At 42.1% G+C, this 19,784-nt stretch carries 20 protein-coding genes and 2 pseudogenes; 5 read left to right on the plus strand and 17 right to left on the minus strand.

Features of this window, described 5'->3' with window-relative positions; translation table 11 throughout:
- Positions 1 to 124 precede the first annotated feature (124 nt).
- Both AB3489_RS09825 and AB3489_RS09830 read left to right on the plus strand, forming a co-directional pair.
- Positions 125 to 478: a YraN family protein gene (locus AB3489_RS09825; protein WP_368292732.1), complete on the plus strand. Its 354-nt coding sequence runs from the start codon at positions 125 to 127 to the stop codon at positions 476 to 478.
- 132 nt (positions 479 to 610) lie between these two features.
- Positions 611 to 2,134 carry a YifB family Mg chelatase-like AAA ATPase gene (locus AB3489_RS09830; protein WP_368294615.1) on the plus strand — a complete coding sequence of 508 codons (1,524 nt, stop codon included), beginning with the start codon at positions 611 to 613 and terminating at the stop codon, positions 2,132 to 2,134.
- Positions 2,135 to 2,367: 233 nt separating this feature from the next.
- Here the strand turns inward: AB3489_RS09830 and AB3489_RS09835 are convergent.
- The 5 genes and pseudogenes from AB3489_RS09835 to AB3489_RS09855 form a co-directional block, all read right to left on the minus strand.
- A pseudogene (locus AB3489_RS09835) lies at positions 2,368 to 2,561 on the minus strand (transposase); the annotation flags it as partial.
- A 180-nt stretch (positions 2,562 to 2,741) separates the two neighbouring features.
- Positions 2,742 to 2,861 carry a helix-turn-helix domain-containing protein gene (locus AB3489_RS09840; RefSeq protein ID WP_368292733.1) on the minus strand — a complete coding sequence of 40 codons (120 nt, stop codon included), beginning with the start codon at positions 2,859 to 2,861 and terminating at the stop codon, positions 2,742 to 2,744.
- A gap of 323 nt (positions 2,862 to 3,184) precedes the next feature.
- Entirely contained in the window at positions 3,185 to 3,910 is a 726-nt protein-coding gene (locus tag AB3489_RS09845; protein WP_368292734.1) for a hypothetical protein, read from the minus strand.
- Positions 3,911 to 4,546: 636 nt separating this feature from the next.
- Complete coding sequence (locus AB3489_RS09850) at positions 4,547 to 5,155, minus strand: hypothetical protein (RefSeq protein ID WP_368292735.1); 609 nt, start codon at positions 5,153 to 5,155, stop codon at positions 4,547 to 4,549.
- Between the two features lie 15 nt (positions 5,156 to 5,170).
- A complete protein-coding gene (locus AB3489_RS09855) occupies positions 5,171 to 6,226 on the minus strand; it encodes a hypothetical protein (protein ID WP_368292736.1) in 1,056 nt (351 codons plus the stop codon).
- Between the two features lie 439 nt (positions 6,227 to 6,665).
- On the opposite strand from AB3489_RS09855, the pseudogene AB3489_RS09860 reads away from it, so the two are divergent.
- Together AB3489_RS09860 and AB3489_RS09865 are read left to right on the plus strand one after the other, a co-directional pair.
- Positions 6,666 to 6,925 (plus strand): annotated as a pseudogene (locus AB3489_RS09860) (hypothetical protein).
- A gap of 124 nt (positions 6,926 to 7,049) precedes the next feature.
- The gene (locus tag AB3489_RS09865; RefSeq protein WP_256364967.1) at positions 7,050 to 7,205 is read left to right on the plus strand and encodes a LysM domain-containing protein; all 156 of its coding nucleotides are present in this window, start codon (positions 7,050 to 7,052) and stop codon (positions 7,203 to 7,205) included.
- A 155-nt stretch (positions 7,206 to 7,360) separates the two neighbouring features.
- On the opposite strand, the gene AB3489_RS09870 is transcribed toward AB3489_RS09865, so the two are convergent.
- The 11 genes from AB3489_RS09870 to ylxM all read right to left on the minus strand — a co-directional run bounded on the left by AB3489_RS09870 (position 7,361) and on the right by ylxM (position 15,542).
- Positions 7,361 to 8,008, minus strand: a complete 648-nt coding sequence (locus tag AB3489_RS09870) for a ribonuclease HII (RefSeq protein ID WP_368292737.1) — start codon at positions 8,006 to 8,008, stop codon at positions 7,361 to 7,363.
- Between the two features lie 79 nt (positions 8,009 to 8,087).
- The gene (gene ylqF / locus AB3489_RS09875) at positions 8,088 to 8,909 is read right to left on the minus strand and encodes a ribosome biogenesis GTPase YlqF (RefSeq protein WP_368292738.1); all 822 of its coding nucleotides are present in this window, start codon (positions 8,907 to 8,909) and stop codon (positions 8,088 to 8,090) included.
- Positions 8,910 to 8,969: 60 nt separating this feature from the next.
- The gene (gene rplS, locus AB3489_RS09880) at positions 8,970 to 9,311 is read right to left on the minus strand and encodes a 50S ribosomal protein L19 (RefSeq protein WP_015044180.1); all 342 of its coding nucleotides are present in this window, start codon (positions 9,309 to 9,311) and stop codon (positions 8,970 to 8,972) included.
- Positions 9,312 to 9,695: 384 nt separating this feature from the next.
- A complete protein-coding gene (locus AB3489_RS09885; protein WP_368292739.1) occupies positions 9,696 to 10,691 on the minus strand; it encodes an NAD(P)/FAD-dependent oxidoreductase in 996 nt (331 codons plus the stop codon).
- A gap of 75 nt (positions 10,692 to 10,766) precedes the next feature.
- Positions 10,767 to 11,327, minus strand: coding sequence for an RNA methyltransferase (locus AB3489_RS09890; protein WP_019225642.1), 561 nt, complete (start codon positions 11,325 to 11,327; stop codon positions 10,767 to 10,769).
- Between the two features lie 305 nt (positions 11,328 to 11,632).
- Positions 11,633 to 12,436, minus strand: a complete 804-nt coding sequence (gene trmD, locus AB3489_RS09895) for a tRNA (guanosine(37)-N1)-methyltransferase TrmD (RefSeq protein WP_368292740.1) — start codon at positions 12,434 to 12,436, stop codon at positions 11,633 to 11,635.
- Between the two features lie 18 nt (positions 12,437 to 12,454).
- Positions 12,455 to 12,964, minus strand: a complete 510-nt coding sequence (gene rimM, locus AB3489_RS09900; protein WP_019225644.1) for a ribosome maturation factor RimM — start codon at positions 12,962 to 12,964, stop codon at positions 12,455 to 12,457.
- 157 nt (positions 12,965 to 13,121) lie between these two features.
- A complete protein-coding gene (locus AB3489_RS09905) occupies positions 13,122 to 13,352 on the minus strand; it encodes a KH domain-containing protein (RefSeq protein WP_015044186.1) in 231 nt (76 codons plus the stop codon).
- 17 nt (positions 13,353 to 13,369) lie between these two features.
- Entirely contained in the window at positions 13,370 to 13,633 is a 264-nt protein-coding gene (rpsP, locus tag AB3489_RS09910; protein ID WP_015044187.1) for a 30S ribosomal protein S16, read from the minus strand.
- 117 nt (positions 13,634 to 13,750) lie between these two features.
- Positions 13,751 to 15,133 (minus strand): signal recognition particle protein, encoded by a 1,383-nt coding sequence (ffh, locus tag AB3489_RS09915; RefSeq protein ID WP_368294616.1) that lies wholly within the window; start codon positions 15,131 to 15,133, stop codon positions 13,751 to 13,753.
- 43 nt (positions 15,134 to 15,176) lie between these two features.
- A complete protein-coding gene (gene ylxM, locus AB3489_RS09920; protein WP_368292742.1) occupies positions 15,177 to 15,542 on the minus strand; it encodes a YlxM family DNA-binding protein in 366 nt (121 codons plus the stop codon).
- Positions 15,543 to 15,910: 368 nt separating this feature from the next.
- Here ylxM and AB3489_RS09925 point away from each other — a divergent pair, with 368 nt between their 5' ends.
- Entirely contained in the window at positions 15,911 to 18,322 is a 2,412-nt protein-coding gene (locus AB3489_RS09925; protein ID WP_368292743.1) for an EAL domain-containing protein, read from the plus strand.
- Between the two features lie 51 nt (positions 18,323 to 18,373).
- Here the strand turns inward: AB3489_RS09925 and AB3489_RS09930 are convergent, their stop codons facing one another.
- The gene (locus AB3489_RS09930) at positions 18,374 to 19,672 is read right to left on the minus strand and encodes an amidohydrolase (protein WP_019225648.1); all 1,299 of its coding nucleotides are present in this window, start codon (positions 19,670 to 19,672) and stop codon (positions 18,374 to 18,376) included.
- Between the last annotated feature and the right edge of the window lie 112 nt (positions 19,673 to 19,784).

Genomic DNA, 19,784 nt, shown 5'->3' on the forward strand with positions numbered 1-19,784 from the left:
CAATTATTCACAAATAATACATTACTATTTCATTCCATTTTTGGTAATATTAATCATTATATACAAGTTGATCTGTTACGTTGAATATGTACGGGAGTTTTTACTCTTAGGAGGTCCTGAACCATTGAATAAAAGACAGTTGGGGCAGCGGGGCGAAGATATGGCTTTGGAACATATTAAGGAAGCCGGATTGAACATTATCCAGCGCAATTATCGCTGTCCCAAGGGAGAGATCGACATTATCGCCAGGGATGGGAAAACAATTGTATTTATCGAAGTCAGACTGAGGAGCTCCAATATTCGGGGATCCGCAGAAGAAAGCATCGGCCTCTGGAAAATCCAAAGGCTTAAAAGTATTGCCTCGTATTATCTTCTGGAACAACGCTATCATCAATGGCCGCAAATCAGGTTTGATGTTTTCGCCATCAACATGGCTGAAGGCGTTCCCGAATTCAACTGGATCCAAGGGGCACTATAAATGGCTTATTTTCTTTCCGTTTCTGTCTAATTCCATGAAGCTCGCCAAAATTCAACTATATTAATCCATTAATGTAACTTTATAGAAGGATATTTGCTGTCAGAAGCGAATTTTGTTTTCGAGGTGAAAAAAATGTTTGCTTCTGTCAGCGGAATGTCTGTCGACAATCTCTCAGCCCAGCCGGTCAGTGTCGAAGTAGATATTGCCAATGGTCTTCCCTGTCTGGAAATCGTAGGTCTTGCGGCCACTGCAGTGAAAGAGGCCAGAGACAGAGTCCGGTCAGCGTTGAAAAACTCAGGGTTCGACTTCCCTTTGAAAAGAATTACAGTTAATCTTGCTCCTGCAGACCTGCGCAAAGAAGGTTCCGGTCTGGATTTGCCGATCGCATTGGGTATATTGGCTGCCATGGAAGAACTGAATAACTCCGTATTGAACCGCTATGTTTTTGCCGGTGAACTTTCCCTGGAAGGCCTTTTACGTCCGATACCAGGTGTTCTGACCATGGCGCTGGCTTTAAAAAGCGGACCGGAAAAACAAGTCCTGATTATACCGCCTGCGAATCTGGCCGAAGCAAGGCTTGTAACCGAAATAGAAAGTGCAAGCGTAATCAGTCTTGCTGAGTTAGTGGGGATTCTGAACGGAGAAGATCATTTTTCCGTTATTCCTTCCCCGCCCTCTGCTGAAATCTTTGAAAAGGTATCTGTGGACTGGTCGGATATTCACGGGCAGATGCAGGTCAAACGCGGACTGGAAATTGCCGCCTGCGGGGGGCACAACCTGTTGATGGTTGGTCCACCCGGCTCTGGGAAAACGCTGCTGGCCAGAGCATTTGCCGGGATTCTGCCTCCGCTCACGGTTGAGGAGAGTCTTGATGTGACTCAGCTTCACAGCCTGACTGGTATTATCCGGGGAAATGGGCAGCTGATTACGCAAAGGCCTTTCCGCAGCCCTCACCATACGGCTACAGTTGCCGGAATCATCGGTGGGGGACAGAAAATTAAGCCCGGGGAACTCGCCCTGGCCAATCATGGTGTTCTCTTTCTGGATGAACTGCCTGAGTTTTCCCGGGAAGTCCTCGAAGCACTCCGTCAGCCGCTCGAGGACCGGAAACTGACGTTAATCCGTCTGAGAGGCAGAATGGAGTTTCCGACACGCATTTGTGTCATCGCTTCAATGAATCCATGCCCGTGCGGCTATTTTGGGGAGAATGGCAGAGAATGTTCTTGCACGCCACTTCAAATCAACCACTACCGTGGGAAGGTTTCCGGACCCCTGCTGGACCGCTTTGATCTTCAGCTGGAAGTCCCCCGTTTAAGCTATGGCGAGCTAAAACACGGTGACAACCGGGAAACCTCCGTTATGGTTCAGGAACGGGTGATCAAAGTCAGAGAAATCCAGCAGAAAAGATTAAAAGGAAGTCGGACAAATTCCGAGATGACCGGTCGCGAAACAAAAGGGCTGTGCCAATTGGACAGCGCCGGTGAATCCCTTCTGCAAAAAGTATTTGATAAAAACCTCTTCAGTGCCCGGGCCCATGACCGTATCCTGCGTGTAGCCAGAACGATCGCCGATATGGCCGGATCTGATAATATACAGGCGGAACATCTGGCCGAATCATTGCAGTACAGGGCTTTGGACAGAACGAAGACGGATTAATAAGTAGGGTTTGCTTAACGAGTAGTACTCTCTCTCAAAAAGACCAATTTAAGCTGTAATAGTTACCAGAACGGGCCACCAAAAATTTGAGCCAAAGAAGCCGAAGCCTCTTTTCTAGTTCATCACCAGAAGATTCAAAATAATTGCTGATTCACTTGTCTCTTGAGCTTTGTCATAATTAGATCTAGGTGGACTTTCTTTTTTCAATCCCGAATTTTCCTTCTACTTCATTTGACTTCATTTAAAATTTCGGGACTGAACCGTTTCCTAAAGTGGTGATGAGTGATGATGCAAACGGTAGGTCTTCTCTATACTCCGGATATCCCCAAAAATACTGAAGATAATGATTCTCGGCAATTTGATGTACGGTTTATTCATCGGATATTCCCAGTTTTGTTTTAATGATTAGCGTCCCTAACGCTACCCTTACTGAGAAAGCTTTTTCACCTTTGTTACTGGACTTAAAATGTTTCTTGTATGTTTTTTGTATTTTTCTTCAAATTCCCACCAGGGGATAATGGACTGAAATCTTGATGTCTAGCAAAGCTTAAGAATTTGTCGTTCCACTTATTTGCACCGGTTTCATGGCAGTGTCTGACCACGGGTTTCATGTTGTCATAGGCTTGCTGCTGTTCTTACGGTATCGGTTTTCCCAGCCATATACTGTGTTCTCATGAAGACCTACTTCACAAACGACTGCCGCCACTGATTCTTTGTTCTCTACCATTCTTTTACAGATTTCTAGCTTAATAGGCTTGATCAAAGTTTTTTGCCATTTACAAACACCTCTTATTTTTATTGTACTGGGTGTTTAGGGTGTCTGTAAAACGGGGTATGGGTCAACAACTCCATTTTTACCTCGTCATACCCAGCAATTCTTCAAGAACACAAATATCAAATCTAGAAAACTGGTTATCCCTTCCTTTATGGATGCTAATTCTTATGTTTATCTGCTACCTAATCATGGTATATCTTGGGTAATATTTCTCTATTTTTACACTATACTTAATTCCGATGAAATTTTTCAAAGCCACAGAGAAAGTTATTATATTACTTTGAATTATTCAACTTGTCTTCCTTTAAGTTCTCGATAATTTTCTTTTCCTCTTCACTGATCGTTTTCATTATTTTAGTATTTTTTTCTAGACTTTCATATGATAATCCAGAATTATTGACGACTATTTCGTAAACTCCATTTATATCTATGTAAATAATATGAACAGAAATTATTCTATAGTTTTCCCCCAACTCGTCAATAATTTTTTTTGTAATCTCAGCAGGTTTTTTTATACTATCTTCGTATTTTATGTAAACATCCGAATTGACAATTCCTGTTATATGTAGACTTTGCCTAAAATGAAGATTTTTGATACTTGTTAAAAAATTACCTTTAGCATATATATCAGTAGTGATACTACCAGAAGGTATCTTAATATCTTCAGAAAAACCTTCTGCTATTTTGGATAGATCCATGTTTAATTTATTAAACATACTCCAGTTTAAGTTCTCATCGCTTAATACATTATCATAAATATTATACCTTATTCCGTTAACTTTCCTACCGTTTTTATCATAGACTTCAGCATAGTAATTATTAGTAATGCAATTATACGAAACGTCTGATATTCGAAAATCTTCGTATATAACACTTTGATACTTTTGGACTTTATTTTTTGCTATTGTATTCCCAAAAGGAGGACCGTAAAAAAACGTATAACCTGTTAGTAGAATAATTAAACTAATTATTATTATAAGAAACCTACGCAAAATACTCAAAGTTTTCTCCTTCGATAATCATTCAATGTATGGAACTGCATCAGTCTTTCTATATCCGTTCTAATGGTGAATGGTGATGTTAAATGCATATAATATTTTTAATAATTATATACCATTACGTGTTCAATTTATAATCACGTTTTTTCATAGTATTCTAAGTATATTGTTTTGGCTACCGTATAATAGACCAACAGTTGATTATGTTATTTAACCAGGATTTGATAAATAAGATGTCAGTCTGTCAGTCATGACGCTTGCGCTTTTCAAAAATGCGGCATTTTATCAGCGTTGTAAGGGAAAGGAACGTCACCCATTAGCGTTTTAAGGAGCATAGATCCTCACGGCAAGTCGAGCGTCAATGTCCAAGGTATAGCGAAACGGCAAAACAGAGCAGAAAGGCTATTTTTAGCCAGAAAACATGCAAATTTAGACATTTTGAACCATCACAATGTTTGGTTGGTATCGCTTAAATTCAACATGTGGTCATGTATGACATCAAATTACAGACATCCTACACCCTCATCCTTTTGACAGAATGAAAAGCTTAGCACTACAGTGTATAAAAAGAGAGTAAAGCAAAATAACTTGAGAAATGGTTTTACCTTACTCTCTTACTTTTAGATACTTACTTGAAAATCAATAAGGAATACTACTTGTAACCAAAGTCATATAGTTTTGTGCTTGAGATTGTGGCGTAACCGCAGTACCTGAATGGGCATTCCAATACAAGATTCCACTTCTAGTAATATCCCAATAAGAATCGCTTCCAAAAATTCTATACCCATACCATTCGTAGCAGTATTCTACCACACCATCACAACGTATAGAAGTCAACTCGCTGGACTCAACCCATGTCCCATTCATATAATAGTCGATTTGACAAAGTGGTGTATATCCTAAACCTTCTGTTGTTAATACTCTTCCCATTCCGATTACGCTATCCCGTCCAGTAGAAGTTATTCCAGAATTAGGTCTATATACTCCTTTAAAAGTGTCATCTAGAATAAAGTTGTCCCATGTATCTTGTACCACAGGACCATTTATATTAGTAATATGAACAACGGGCGAGGCATATGGTATAATTTTAGGGGTGTTCATTAACCCAGCGTGCCAATTTAATCCTCCTATTGCACCGTCCCTATGAATAGCATATCCTTCATATCCGCTTGCAGCAAAAGCAGAACTTACAGACGATATTAGAAGTATTGTTGTAAAAAAAATAGTAGCAAATAACTTTTTAAACATTTTTTTACCTCCCTATTAATCTAGCCATTTTTCATTTACCGGGTTCGCTTCTTGCTCAACTAGCTTACTGAAGTTATTTTTGGAATCAGATTTGTCAATTGCCTCTTTTAAAGGCGAAAGCAAATCCTTAATCGGGTAAATATTCATGGCTTGTATAACAGTTTCTATATTTTTATCCGTTGGATTATTTTTGATCATTCTTAATAATGTTGAATAATTCTGATCTATACAATACGCTTTAACTGGTCTATCAATTTTTTCATTTCTAACAATATTAGTTATTGCAGCTTCATCTTTAAGCTCTGAAACAGCAAAAATTACAGTATCTTTCATAATTTGATCATCAGATGTATTGAAAATATCAAAACACATTTGTGTAAATTGATTTTTTTCTTTACTAATTTCTTTAATCTCATTACTAAATTGCTTTGCTTTAACTTTGATTGCTGCTCTAACTTTTTCTGTTTGTTGATTATGATAATCGGCTAGTATATCATTGGACAAATCAATTGCTAAATTAGGCTTTATTAGATTCAATTTCCTAATTGCTTGAAAAGCCAAAACTCCATCGTTCTCTTGTTTTGATATTTCTGTTAATACTTCTACAGTTAAAGGGTCATCATCTGGCAACGCCCATATAGCATTTTGTTTAACTGCAAATTCTTCCTTATTATCTTTTAGAAGATCAATAAGAATTTTCTTACCTTCATTACTTGAAAAAGATTTTTTATGTTTACCAAGTTGGAGCATTGTAACCCTTAAATTTTGACTATTTTTATTATCTTTTATTATAGATACTAATGTATCATCGGGAATTTCATTAGCTCGCTTTGCTAAAACTGAAGCTTGAATAGTAATGTCAGATAAATCAGCACCGTTAGAACTTATCGTATTAATTTCATCGGTAATATCAGAAATCGGTTTCATACATAGTTCTGATATTACCTCTTTCTCTGTTTTGTTCGAATAATCTCTTTTTAATGATTCTAATGGATTTGCTGTAAAAGCAGTTAATACAGCTAGAATTAGACAACCAATAATGATTAAGGCTAATCGTTTGTGCATTCTCATAAAATAATACAACTCCTTACCTATCTTATTTACTTTACTTACCCTAGAACCTAAAAACTGTCACATGTTTTTTTATCGCCCCCTTTTTTTCCATTAATCTACATTATATGTATAATTTACCAACTCACATAAATTAAGTAAAGGGGAATTTCAGAAGATTATGTCTAAATATGTTAAGAATCCAAGTTTTCTATTTCGGTTATTTTTTGTGTTAACGAGGGATTGCTAAAAAACGGTTAAAATCCAGTAATTACATGAATCTTGCGGCTCTTTTGGCGAGTTTTAGTGTAAATAGTATTAAATTGACCCTTTCTCAATAAAACAGACACTACTCCATAGTTAGGTTTTCTGCCCCTACCCCGATTTGATAGACACACCGAATGGCTGGTAAAATAAAACCAGCGGAGGTGCAAGAAATGTCAAGATTGTCCGCAACCGGGTGATCAGAGCCAGAGAAATTCAGTATAAAAGATTGAATGCGAGCAGGACAAACTCAGAAATGACCGGACGCGAAACAAAAGTGCTGTGCCAATTGGACAGCGCCGGTGAATCCCTCCTGCAAAAAGTTTTTGACAAAAACCTCTTCAGTGCCCGGGCCTCAGAACAATTGCTGATATGGCAGAATCAGAAAATATCCGGGCAGAACATCTGGCCGAGTCATTGCAGTACAGGGCTTTGGACAGGACGAAGACGAATTAAATAATCAAATAAGTACAGTCAAATTATAAATTTATAAATATGATGAACAAAAAAATAATCCATATGTACATACACGAACAATCTAGGTCACTCCATAATATGGATATATAGTTCAGTTAAAGGAGTGATCCGTTTGCATCATCAGGTTCACAAGGGAGACAATTTATCTAAGATTGCACGCCAGCACGGCGTGACTGTCATCATCTTATTAAATTTGAATCCCCATTTAAGAAAGCGCAGACACCGTATTTATGTTGGTGAAAGAATCAGAGTAAAATAGTTAGGAATATAGGATACGTCATTGGATAAAAATCAAAAAGGAATAGCCGGGTACAATCAAGCTATTCCTTATCTATTGCTGAAATAAATTCTATTGTAATCACAAATCTCGTTCTTTATGTACACATGTTCTGTATGTCGCCACAATCTCAAATATTACCCGAGCTGATACTGTGCCCCGGCGATTATCTCTTTGATCGGGGAGAAACTCTGCCGGTGGATTGGGCAAGGACCAAAGCGGTTTATTACCTCCATGTGCAGCTTGGTTCCATAACCCTTGTGTTGATCAAAATGATATTCCGGATAAATCTGATGCATCTCATCCATCAGCGCATCCCTGGTAACCTTGGCCAGAATTGAAGCTGCGGCAATACTCGCACTAAGACCGTCTCCACCAATAATGGCTTTCTGAGCCGTATCAATATTCAGCATGTCCCTGCCGTCAATAATGACGTAATCAGGGTTGATTTTCAGGTTTTCCAGGGCTCTTATCATCGCCAGCTTTGTGGCCCTTAATATGTTTAACAGGTCAATTTCGCCGGGCGTCGCACTTCCCAGTGCAAAAGCAACAGCCTGCTTTTTGATTTCTTCAGCTAAGTTCCTTCTTTTCTTTTCCGATAATTTCTTCGAGTCATTCAGGCCGGGAAGCTCAAACTCCCTTGGCAAGATACAAGCAGCGGCAATGACAGGACCGGCAAGCGGACCTCTTCCTGCTTCATCTATACCGGCAATCCGTGAATATCCTTCAGCAAACAAACCTTTTTCTATCTCCAGGAGTTTCCCTATCCTTTCGATTTCATCCATTCCTTCATCTCCCCAGCTGAATAAAATGTGGCACATACTCTAGAGACCAGTCTACGTAATGTATAGAAGCGTCAAATTTTTAGTCCATAGTCACTTTGGCAATCTTACCGCTGCGGAATTCACGAAGAAAGATCTGGGCGGCTTTGAAGGTATCAATTCTGCCACCGCTGACTAGACAGCCCCTTCTGCGGCCAATCCCTTCAAGATCGGTCTCGTTTTCCTCAAGTTTGTAAAAGCTTTGCAGTTCCAGAGGATAATTCTGTTTAAGCCAGGCGAGCAGCCACTGAGCAAGTTCTTCCTGATCGAACACTTCATCTCTTACCGCACCGGTCACAGCGAGTTTCCTGCCTACTTCAGGATCATCAAATTTGGGCCAAAGCATACCCGGCGTATCAAGCAGCTCGACTTTATCATGTATCCTGATCCACTGGTTGCCGCGCGTAACACCTGGTTTGTTGCCCGTCTTGGCTTGTGAACCGCCGGTCAGCTGATTAATCAGCGTAGACTTGCCAATATTGGGTATACCAACAACCATGACGCGAATAGGTCTTCCCCGCACTCCCCTGGCGGCCAGCCGTTCTCTTTTATCCGTCATCAGTTCCTCGAGCAGCGGGACAATTTTTTTGACGCCAACATTGGTCATGGAACTAATCGCTAAAACAGGTCCTTCTTTGCCAAGTTCAGCTAACCACTGATCGGTCCTCTTTTTGTCGGCCAAGTCAGATTTGTTCAACAAAAGCAAGCGGAGCTTGTTCCCAAGCAGCTGCTTCAGTAGAGGATTCCTGCTGCTCAGTGGCAAACGAGCGTCTCCCAGTTCCATGACAATATCAACCCAAGCCAGTTGTTCTTCGAGCTTTCTTTTCGCTCTGGTCATATGACCAGGATACCATTGAATGTTCATAATCCTCCATAGAAAACAAAAGAGCTGAATTTCTCCAGCTCTTTTCCATCTTCTCTGTTATTAGCGGCGTTCTCTGATTCTGGCCGATTTGCCGTAACGGTCACGCAGATAGTAAAGTTTCGCTCTGCGGACAATACCTTTACGTACAACTTCAATCTTGTCAATACGTGGAGAATGAAGGGGGAATGTTCTTTCTACACCTACTCCGTTGGAAACACGGCGCACGGTGAAAGTCTCCCTTAAGCCATCGCCCTTCCTTTTAATCACAAGCCCTTCAAAGACCTGAATACGCTCACGAGTACCCTCGATAATACGTACATGTACTTTGACTGTATCTCCAGGACGGAATGAAGGAATATTATCTTTAAGCTGCTGCTCTTCAATCATACGAATATAATCCATAATAAATTACCCCCTTCCTTGCCTAGATGTTCTTAACTTCTTACATCAAGCCAGAGGACCATCCGTTTTTTACACTGTATCATATTACCACACACACCAAAAATGCGCAATATACTATATTTTTTTTACTAAATCTCTAGTTAATTTCTTAAAGTTTTCGATACAGCGTCAATTTTTGCTTGTCCTTCATATCTGCTTTTCATTTCTGTTTTTCTGATCTCTCTGATTCCGGGATTATATAAAACGGCCAAACCAGTATTTTTCAAATCCAAGTTTTGCCAAATAGGCTGTCCGTGTTGGTTTCCATAGAGAGATTGATGGGCTTGGTTCTTTATAATACTGAACCGATGAATATCGGGCTCGACCGAACCCGGTATTCATGATTCAGGTTCCCTTTCCTTTATAGGTATATTCCGGCTTTGCCCCCCTGGACAGAAGATAGATATTTCTTGCCACAACATCCGCCTGGTAATGCGCAAACGCACCGGCTTTCGGTGCGTAGGCCCCAATTACCGGAAGCTTTACCGCTGCAGCATCACCAATGGCATAGATTGTCGGGTAATTTGTTTCCAAAGTGTGAAGGTCTACTTGAACAAATCCACTGCTATCCACCAAATTTGACTTTCGTAATACCTCCGGGGTCCAGTGAGGCGCAATACCTAACAAAAGATCCGCAGCAATTTTCGTGTCATGATCCAGTATCAAAGCTTTTTCCTCAATCCTGAGCACTTTCGCTTCCGTGATCAATTTTATCCCTTTTTCAGCAAGCATTTTCCTTACACTTTGCCCAACCTTGGGCTTGGCTAATGGCTCCGGGGAGTAATCTGGCGTCACCAAGGTAAGCTCAATTTTATTTCGAATTCCCCTTTTCCGAAAAAACTGGTCCAAAAGAAACATTATTTCATAAGGAGCAGGTGGACATTTGTATGGCAAGCTGGATATAAAAAAAACAATTCGTCCGGAGGAGAAATTGTTTAATTGCTGATTTATCTTTCTTGCCCCATCAAAATCATAAGCATTTAAAGCATATTCTGTGAATCCGGGTACGGTCTCCGTATGATACTCCACTCCCAAAGAAATAATTAAATAGTCAAAAGGCAAGACTCCCTGATTTGTTGAGACCTGATGTCCGGTTAAATCAATTTTCTGTACTTCCTGATGCAAAACATGAATATTCTTCTTTTTTAAATTGGTTAACTTCCTTGTTATATCCGCTGGTTGTCGCTGACCGATCATCAGAAGTGGATAAGAGGCTGCAAAGTGATGATTGAGTTCCCGGTCCACGACCGTTACCTGCATGGAATCCCCCGCCGCATTTTTAAGAATATTGGAGGCAACAATACCGCCGATTCCCCCACCCAGAATTAAAGTGTTTTTCATAAGCTCACCCCAGCACTATTTTCTCCGAAAAAAAACACTTTATTCTTGTGCCTTGTCAATTCAAAAAATAACCAATTAATGGCCTCTGAGCCTGTCTAAAATAATTGCCGCAGCTGAACGGACAGACAGATGATTATAGTCTCCGAAACCGTAAACCGGCTTCAGAATATAATCTGCTTTTTCCATTTCTTCCTTTATGATGCCCCAACCTGTTCCGAAAAGCAGCAGAAAGTCCTCATCAGTTTCCTCGAGCTTCCGGCGCAGGTCTGAATATTCAATCGTATTCCGGTACAGTCTCGCATCCGTTGCAACCGTGAATAATTTCTTGCCGGGATTCTTGATTTTGATTTCCTGGACAGCTTCTTCCAGCGTCGAGGCAAGCTTCACTTTCTCAAAAGCTTCATATCTATTGGGATTGTATTCAGCGCCATACCCTTCCCGCCAAAAGCCCATGATCCGCCGGGCTAGATCCTGCTGAGCCGGACCGGGATGGACAACATAATAGGTATTCACTCCATAAGTAGTTGAGCTTCGGGCAATATCGTGCAAATCAAGGTTGGTTATCGACGTTGCGATCTGCTCCATATTTTTGTTGTAGACAGGTGCGTGAATAAGGGCTACATATAGTTCTCCCATTATTTCCTCCAGATCTTATTAAATAGTAATCTAGGGTTAGTCTGTGGGTCACAATACCGCTTTTCGGCCGTTGTGTCATCCTTGACACAAAAGGCCGCGCTACGCAATCCTGCTCCGCTCACAGCGGAACTGTGGCCCCCAGACTGATCGTAGGATTATTTACGCAGATCTGCATGCCAGAATGCAGATCTTTCTTCAGACGCATAAGCATTCACTTCGTAAGACGGCACTAGAAACGCCACGGAGGGCACAATAGCCGATAGCGGTAGTTTTGGCAAGCAGACCTGCCACAATAGGTCTTTATACTACTCGCTCTTAATTCGTCGTCTCCGCTTCAGAGCAGGCTTTAAATGCTCCCATTTCTCGCGGTAAATCTTAATCTCCGGATGATCGAGTGTAAGTTCCTCTAAAAGCGGATAATCTGTTTGCTGAAACTCTATCTGCGGGATTAAATCACTTCTTTTCAGGAGAGTCCTTCTCAGAGACTCTTTTCTACGCCAGCGCTCAATGTTGGCGTGGTGTCCTGAAAGCAGAACCTCGGGCACCTGCATTCCTTCAAAGTCGGGAGGACGTGTATACTGAGGATACTCGAGCAGACCCTGACTGTGGGAATCATCCTCCTGAGAAACACTGTTCCCGAGAACGCCCGGCAAGAGCCTTGCCACCGAATCAATCATCACCATCGCAGCAAGTTCTCCTCCCGTTAAAACATAATCTCCGATGGACATCTCCTCATCGACCAGGACGCGTATTCTCTCGTCAAATCCTTCATAATGGCCGCACAAAAGAACTAACTCATCATATCCAGCCAGTCTCAAAGCTTCCCGCTGCTCAAATTTTTTTCCCTGAGGCGAGAGCAAAATAATTCGGCGGCTTCCTGCAGGCTCCGGCAAATTCCGGACAGCCTTGAACAGAGGCTCCGGCTTTAGAACCATTCCCGAGCCTCCACCATACGGGATATCATCCACATTTTTATGTTTGCTCTCGGCATAATCGCGGAAATTAACAAGCGCTATCTCAAGCAGGCCCGCTTCCTGAGCCCTTTTCAGAATGCTTTCTTTTAATGGCGCAAACATTTCCGGAAAAATCGTCAGTACCGTAAACTTCATACGCAGCCTCTCTTTATGCTAAGACTCATCATCGAGTAACCCCGGAGGCAAAATGACATCCATTCTTTTCGCCGGGACATCCACCTTTTTGACAACGGTTTTTAAGGCTGGAACACAGAATTCGGTTTTTTCGCCGCGGACAATATAGATATCGTTCGAACCAGTTTCCTGAACTCTTATCAAAGTCCCCAGCAGAATATCATTCTCGTAAACCTGCATTCCCTCAAGCTCAAAGTAATACCAGCGGTCTTGCAGTGGAGGAATCTCCGATCGGTCTAGTCTGACCTCAAATCCACGGATCTTTTCAGCATCCTCCCTAGTAGCAATGCCTTCCAAAGTCAAGAACACGATACCTTTCGGATCAATCCTTACCCCCTGGACATGAAATTTTTTTTCAGTCCTTCCATCAGACAGATAAATTTCTTTCAGATCCCTGAACCGCTCCGTATTATCCGTAATCGGATATACCTTGATTTCTCCTTTGACACCCTGCGGTTTTAGGACCTCTCCAATTAATACACTTTCCAAGGCGTTACGCCCTTTCCTTTATAGAGTTCCGCGATCCATCATCCCATTTAAAGAAAACTTGGCCGTCGCCAGTCTTAGCTGCCCTTAGATGGTTCAGAAAGCACTTAGCGTTTTTCTAAACCAGTAAAGTCAAAAAGGGCCTGAGCCCTTTCCAACCTTACTGGTCAATATCAACAATAACCCTGCGTCCGTCTTTCACGGCCGCAGCCTTGACAATTGTCCGGATAGCGTTAGCGATCTTGCCCTGTTTACCGATCACTTTGCCCATATCTTCCTGAGCAACTGTCAATTGAAGGTGCACAGTTCTCTCTGTAGCATTCTGAACCACAATAACTTCTTCAGGATGATCCACCAATGCCTTAGCTAGTACCTCTACGACTTCTTTCACAGGAGTCACCTCCATGCTTACTTGGATTTATGAAATTTCTCCATAATTCCGGCCTGACTGAGCAGAGATTTTGCGGTATCCGAAGGTTGAGCTCCCTGAGTCAGCCATTCCAGCGCTTTGATCTCATCTATCTTGATTTCATGAGGATTTTTGGTAGGATCATAATAACCAATTTCCTCAATTGCCCTGCCATCACGGCGGGATGCTGAGTCGCATACTACAAGACGGTAGAAAGGATTTTTCTTTGCACCCATGCGGCGCAAACGAATCGTTGTTGCCATAATTTCACCTCCTCCAACAAACTCTAAACCCATATATTCAACAACATCAATGATATTTGGGAGTCCGCAATGATTTAAAAGGAATATCTGATTGTTTAAATTGTGTTTAAATCGGCACTATATCTGGAAAGGGAATTTTGGGAAAGATTTCTTGCCCTGTTTTTTCCCTTTTTTCCCTTTCTTCGTACCGCCTTTGACGGCTCCTCCCATCCCTGGGAGTCCGGAAAGCTGTTTCATCATTTTCTTGGTTTGTTCATATTGCTTAAGAAGCCTTCCAACATCGACAACCGTTGTTCCGCTCCCTTTCGCTATCCTTTTTTTACGGGAGTCCTTGATCAGGATCGGTTTTCTTCTTTCATCCGCTGTCATCGAACAGATGATGGCTTCCGCCTTGTAGAACTCTTTCTCATCGATCTCGACGCCTTTCAGCTGCTTGCCGATTCCAGGCAGCATTTCCAGCACAGACGACAAAGGACCCATCGAGCGCAGCTGTTTGATCTGATCAAGATAGTCATCCAGCGTAAGCTCTTGTTTACGGATTTTCTCTTCCAGTTCCCTGGCTTTTTTCTCGTCAACATTCTGCTGGGCTCTCTCGATCAAAGTCAGCACATCGCCCATACCTAAAATCCTGGACGCGATCCGGTCAGGGTGAAAAACTTCCAAAGCATCCATTTTTTCGCCGGTTCCGGCAAATTTGATCGGGCAGCCGGTCACTGCTTTGACGGAAAGCGCCGCACCGCCGCGGGTATCCCCGTCAAGCTTGGAAAGAATGACACCGTCAAGTCCGAGCTGTTGGTGGAAAGCATCGGCAGCATTCACTGCATCCTGACCTGTCATGGCATCGACAACCAACAATATTTCATGCGGTTTGACATTTCCTTTGATTCTGGACAGTTCATCCATGAGTTCTTCATTAATATGCAGCCGTCCGGCAGTATCGATGATGACGACATCATTGCCATTTTTTCTCGAAAATACCAGACTCTCGGAAGCAATCTTCACAGGATTTTCCTGACCAAGAGAAAAAACCGGAACCTTGATCTGTTCCCCCAAAACTTCCAGCTGTTTAATTGCAGCAGGACGATAGATGTCACAGGCGACCAGCAGCGGGTGCTTCCCTTGCTTTTTCAGCATATTGGCGAGCTTGGCGCCATGGGTGGTTTTTCCGGCTCCCTGCAATCCCACCAGCATAATAATTGTTGGTGGTTTGGAGGAAATCGATATTTTGCTTTCACTCCCACCCATCAGATGGATAATCTCTTCGTGGACAATTTTTATCACATGCTGCCCGGGAGTAAGGGATTCCAGTACTTCCTGACCTACAGATCTCTCCTTGATCCGGGCAATCAGTTCTTTGACGACCTTGAAATTGACATCTGCTTCAAGCAGCGCAATTCTAACTTCACGCAGGGCCTCTGTAACATCGGCTTCGGTTAATTTACCTTTTCCTCTAAGTCTTTTGAAAGTAGCCTGGAGTTTTTCGCTTAGACCCTCAAACATTGCCATCCCGGCGTCCCTTCTTTCCCCTTCGTATTTTTATTCGCTATTCGAGTGTATCTGCGATAATCTCTTTGATCCGCATATTTATATCCAACTGACGTTTCCAGGCAGATCCGCTGGAGAAATCTTCTTGTTTTGCTTCTTCCAGCAAAGACTCTATGCGGTGGAATTTATCTCTTTCCTGGATAAATCGGAAAATGAGTCCAAGCTTGTGCTCATATCCCTCCAGAATCTTTTCAGTTCTTTTGAGTAAATCATAAACTGCCTGGCGGCTGATGCCTTCTTCGGCAGCAATCTCAGACAGTGAGTAATCCTGCTGATAGTGCAAATCCCATATTTTTCCTTGCTTTTCTGTCAGCAAAGGGCCATAAAAATCAAATAACAAGGCTTTTTCAGCGATTTCTTTCATTTTGATATTCCGGCCTCACTGTAAAGTATTTTTGCTTTACACCATTTGTATCTTATCCAAAAATACCTTCGTTGTCAAGTTTTTTACTTGCGTGTGTTTTTCACTTACTGTTGGATTGGGATTAGCAAGTCAAAATAATAAGAAATTTGCAAATCATTGTCTGGTTTTAGCATTTTTAGAGCTAGTTCACTTTATTTATTATCTTTTATTATTTATGCTTATAATTGACTTTATTGACTTTATGATCAATGTATTTACATTTTTATGTATAAATTGCTATTTTTTTGTGGTAATATATTACATATATTTCAGAAAATCAAAGAAAATTCCGATAATATGATTGATAAATACTGTACGGAGAAATAAATATGAAAGTAACAAAGAATAAGACACTGATTTTTGTTTTCATTGCTGTTTATTATCTTTTTTACCTTACTGCGACCATTAGCCAATCCGATTTTTGGGGAAATATTCTCTCGCCGGTTGGTGCACTGATTTCATTTTTTCTGCTTTTGCAGGCCTATTATAAATCAAGCCAGCCAAAGTATGTTCGTACCATCTGGCTGTTTTTTTCTTTTGCTTCCCTTTCTTGGGCAGTCGGTGACTTCATGTGGGACTATTCTATTTGGATACTTGGAATTGATCCAATAGATGATTTGTTTGTTGCAGCCCTGTATTTTGGCACCAATCTTTTTCTTTCGATCGGTTCTGTCATCTTTGCCCTAAACCGTTTCAGAAGATGGAATGTCCTGCAGCTACTGATTGACAGTCTGGCGATGTCTGTTTCCATTCTGCTGCTGATTTGGATCATTTACTTTGATGCGAACTACGAGAACCTTTATCTCGTTTCCAAAGGCGGCTGGACTTCAGCTATGAGCATTCTTCTTGATATTGGCATGATGACCGGTATAGCCATCTGGTTCTTCTCAATCCGGGCCGGTAATATCGCAGCCTCCGTCCGGCTTGCAACAGGTGCCGTTTTGGCCTTTGCTTTGATCGATCTGGTCTATTATTATCTCTATCTGCATGATCTTTATATTCCGAATTCAGTGATTGATTCGGTTTATATGGCGACATTGCTAGGCATTGCGCTCAGTGCGCTTATAACACCCGAGGATATAAAAGCAGGGGCTGATGATCCTGAGCTTTATGGGGATTATTCCAACGAAGGTTACCGGAATCAGGGGCTGCTCTTATTGGTAGGTCCAATTATCATCCTGTTTTTCGTTGGATTCGATATTCAGAGCTTATTGATTTATCTCATCATTATCTTTCTTCATGGAATACTGAGCAATCATATTCAGAATTCCATCAGAGACCAGCATCTCTTAAGAAGAGAAAAGGAGCTGAACGCTGAACTTGAAAAGCGTATTGATGAACGCACACGGGAGCTTTCGGAAAAAGCCAGGGAACTCGAGAAGAAAAACCGCCAGCTGCATTATCTTTCCAGTCAAGATATCGTAACCAAGCTTTATAACCGCCGCTTCTTTCTGGAAGCTGTGCAGGAAAAAATCAAAAGCTGCCAGGACGATCATATTCTCGTCCTGTTATTTCTCGATATTGACCGGTTTAAAACAATTAATGATGTTTATGGCCATATTATCGGAGATAAACTGATCATTGCACTTTCCAAGCGTCTCCAGAAATTTATCGATCCTGAACATGACCTGCTGGCCCGCTTCGGCGGTGATGAATTTGTGCTGGCGTTCCATGGCAAATATCACAACGGAGATATTGAGAACCTGGCTCAAAGTATCATCTCCATCTGTGCAGAACCAATCCAGCTCAGTAAATATACATTCCACATAACGATCAGTGTCGGGATCTCCATTTACCCGCATGATGCTTCAAGTCTTGACGCCCTGATCCAGAATTCCGATATAGCAATGTATGAGGCCAAAAAAATAGGGTTCAATAAATACGTCTTTTTCAATGAGCAAATCAATGCGATCCTCCAAAGGAATCTAAAGCTTGAAATTTTATTGCGAAAAGCGATCTATGATAAAGAATTTTCACTTCATTACCAGCCCCAGTTCAGCATACCGGATAACAGTCTTATCGGGATTGAAGCACTGCTCCGCTGGAATAGTCCAGCTGAAGGTTCAATTCCTCCGAGCGAATTCATTTCGATTGCAGAAGAGACAGACCTGATTATTCCGCTTGGAAAATGGGTGATAAACAGGGCGATCCGCCAAATTGCCGAATGGAACAACCGTTATCAGACCACTTTGAAAATGGGCATCAACGTTTCGATCAAACAGCTAAATCATAAAGAATTTGGGGAAATGATCAAATCAGCAATCAAGTTCTATGCTGTTCCTCCGGAATGGATTGATATGGAGATCACTGAAAGCATAGCAATCGAAGATGCCTACGATATTCACGAGATTACCAAAACGATCAGGGATATCGGAATCTCTGTCTCAATTGATGACTTTGGGACTGGTTATTCCTCTTTAAATCATTTGAAGATGTTCCCATTCGACCGCATAAAATTTTCCAAACTCTCAATTGATCATATTGTCAATGATGAGTTTGACAAAGAAATTGTGCGTTCGATTATTGTGCTGGCGAATTTTATGAAAATTAAAACCATCGCCGAAGGCGTTGAAACTGCAGCCCAATACGACGTGCTCAAAGAATTGGGTTGTGATCAGATTCAAGGCTACTATCTGGCCAAGCCTATGCCGGCTAAAGAGTTCGAAAAAGCATTTTTCAGCCTGCCCCAGCAACTTATTTTAGAAAATTCTTCAGTAAATTCTTCAATCATTTCTTTATGAAATTTTACAGGATTTCCCTTGTTTTACTGAGTCGGCAGGATAGCGAAAAGCTCAGACTTCAGACGCTATTCTCCTGGCTCTTTTTTCTGCTTCGCGGCAGATTTTCTGCTCATCAAGTGTCAGCAGTCTCCCGTCTTCCATCAGGATCTTTCCGTCGACGATCACCGTTCTGACATCCCCGCCCCTGGCACAGTAAACCAGATGCGAAGGTATTGAGAACCTCGGATAGAAATGCGGCTGATCAAAGTCAATCGAAATCATATCCGCTTTATAGCCGGGCTGAAGTTTGCCTAGATCCTTCAATCCTGCCACGGTTGCCCCTCCGTCCGTCGCCATTTTCAGAACTTCATAGGCTTTGAGGTCTTCAGGGGAGCCAAGCAGTTTTTGCTGGAAGGAAGCCGAACGCATTTCCCCAAACATATCAAGATCATTATTGCTGGAAGCACCATCTGTTCCGAGTCCGACAGCAATCCCCCGCTTAAGCATTTCCGGAATCCGCGCTGTTCCACTGCTCAGCTTCATGTTGCTTTCCGGGTTATGGGCAACCCCTACGTTATACCTTTTAAGGATATCAAGTTCGGCATCATTCAGGTAAACACAATGGGCAGCAATAATCTGTCCTCCCAGTATACCCTGTTGTTCCAGCCAGCAGAGCGGCGTTGTTCCATATCTCTCCCTGATTGTAGCGATTTCGGATTCTGTCTCCGCGAGATGGATATGGATACCGGCTCCTAACTTATCGGCCTCCTGTTTTACAGTCAGCAGAAATTCTCCGGAACAAGTATACGGGGCATGCGGGCCAAACATAATCTTAATTCGTCCGTCCCCGGCATTATGATATTTCCGGAATAATTCAATATTTTCCTGCAGCGATCTGTTGCCGGCTTCTTTATTATGATCAATCATGCCGCGGGACAGCAGTGCTCTGGTCCCTGATTCCAAAACTGCCCTGGCCGTTTCTTCTTCACTGATATACATATCCGTCATGGTCGTCGTACCGGAACGGAGCATCTCACAAAGAGCAAGCGAACTCCCCCAGTAGATATCTTCCGGTGTCATTTTATCTTCAAAAGGCCAGACCTTTTCCTGCAGCCAAGGCATAAGCGGCATATCATCGGCATAGCCGCGCAGCAGTGTCATTGCAGCATGCGTGTGCGTGTTAATAAGTCCGGGCATCACGACATGGTTGGTTAAATCCAGGACTCTGTCCGGATTAAAACCCGCCGGGGCTGTTCCTCTCTCCCCGACAGAAACAATCCGGTCCCCGTCTATCGCAATTTCTCCCTGCGGGTAGAAATCCTGCGCATCGGTCATCGGCAAAATCATCGCTCTGATTAGATACCTGGACATTGTTTGTTACCTTCTTTCTCTTCTATATTATTTGACCCCTGTTTGCAGAAAAAAACGGCTTAAATGAACCTGTACAGAAATCCATTTGAGCCGAATGTTTTTTTCTATTTTG

The sequence above is a fragment of the Dehalobacter sp. TBBPA1 genome, from assembly GCF_040931655.1.
Taxonomy (GTDB): Bacteria; Bacillota; Desulfitobacteriia; order Desulfitobacteriales; family Syntrophobotulaceae; genus Dehalobacter; species Dehalobacter restrictus.

Excerpts from the sequence above, each read along its gene's own strand:
- AB3489_RS09830 (WP_368294615.1), top strand. The coding sequence starts at position 611 with ATGTTTGCTTCTGTCAGCGGAATGTCTGTCGACAATCTCTCAGCCCAG.
- AB3489_RS09840 (WP_368292733.1), bottom strand. The coding sequence starts at position 2,861 with ATGGTAGAGAACAAAGAATCAGTGGCGGCAGTCGTTTGTGAAGTAGGT.
- AB3489_RS09850 (WP_368292735.1), bottom strand. The coding sequence starts at position 5,155 with ATGTTTAAAAAGTTATTTGCTACTATTTTTTTTACAACAATACTTCTA.
- AB3489_RS09855 (WP_368292736.1), bottom strand. The coding sequence starts at position 6,226 with ATGAGAATGCACAAACGATTAGCCTTAATCATTATTGGTTGTCTAATT.
- AB3489_RS09870 (WP_368292737.1), bottom strand. The coding sequence starts at position 8,008 with ATGGATGAAATCGAAAGGATAGGGAAACTCCTGGAGATAGAAAAAGGT.
- ylqF (WP_368292738.1), bottom strand. The coding sequence starts at position 8,909 with ATGAACATTCAATGGTATCCTGGTCATATGACCAGAGCGAAAAGAAAG.
- rplS (WP_015044180.1), bottom strand. The coding sequence starts at position 9,311 with ATGGATTATATTCGTATGATTGAAGAGCAGCAGCTTAAAGATAATATT.
- AB3489_RS09885 (WP_368292739.1), bottom strand. The coding sequence starts at position 10,691 with ATGAAAAACACTTTAATTCTGGGTGGGGGAATCGGCGGTATTGTTGCC.
- AB3489_RS09890 (WP_019225642.1), bottom strand. The coding sequence starts at position 11,327 with ATGGGAGAACTATATGTAGCCCTTATTCACGCACCTGTCTACAACAAA.
- trmD (WP_368292740.1), bottom strand. The coding sequence starts at position 12,436 with ATGAAGTTTACGGTACTGACGATTTTTCCGGAAATGTTTGCGCCATTA.
- rpsP (WP_015044187.1), bottom strand. The coding sequence starts at position 13,633 with ATGGCAACAACGATTCGTTTGCGCCGCATGGGTGCAAAGAAAAATCCT.
- ffh (WP_368294616.1), bottom strand. The coding sequence starts at position 15,133 with ATGTTTGAGGGTCTAAGCGAAAAACTCCAGGCTACTTTCAAAAGACTT.
- ylxM (WP_368292742.1), bottom strand. The coding sequence starts at position 15,542 with ATGAAAGAAATCGCTGAAAAAGCCTTGTTATTTGATTTTTATGGCCCT.
- AB3489_RS09925 (WP_368292743.1), top strand. The coding sequence starts at position 15,911 with ATGAAAGTAACAAAGAATAAGACACTGATTTTTGTTTTCATTGCTGTT.
- AB3489_RS09930 (WP_019225648.1), bottom strand. The coding sequence starts at position 19,672 with ATGTCCAGGTATCTAATCAGAGCGATGATTTTGCCGATGACCGATGCG.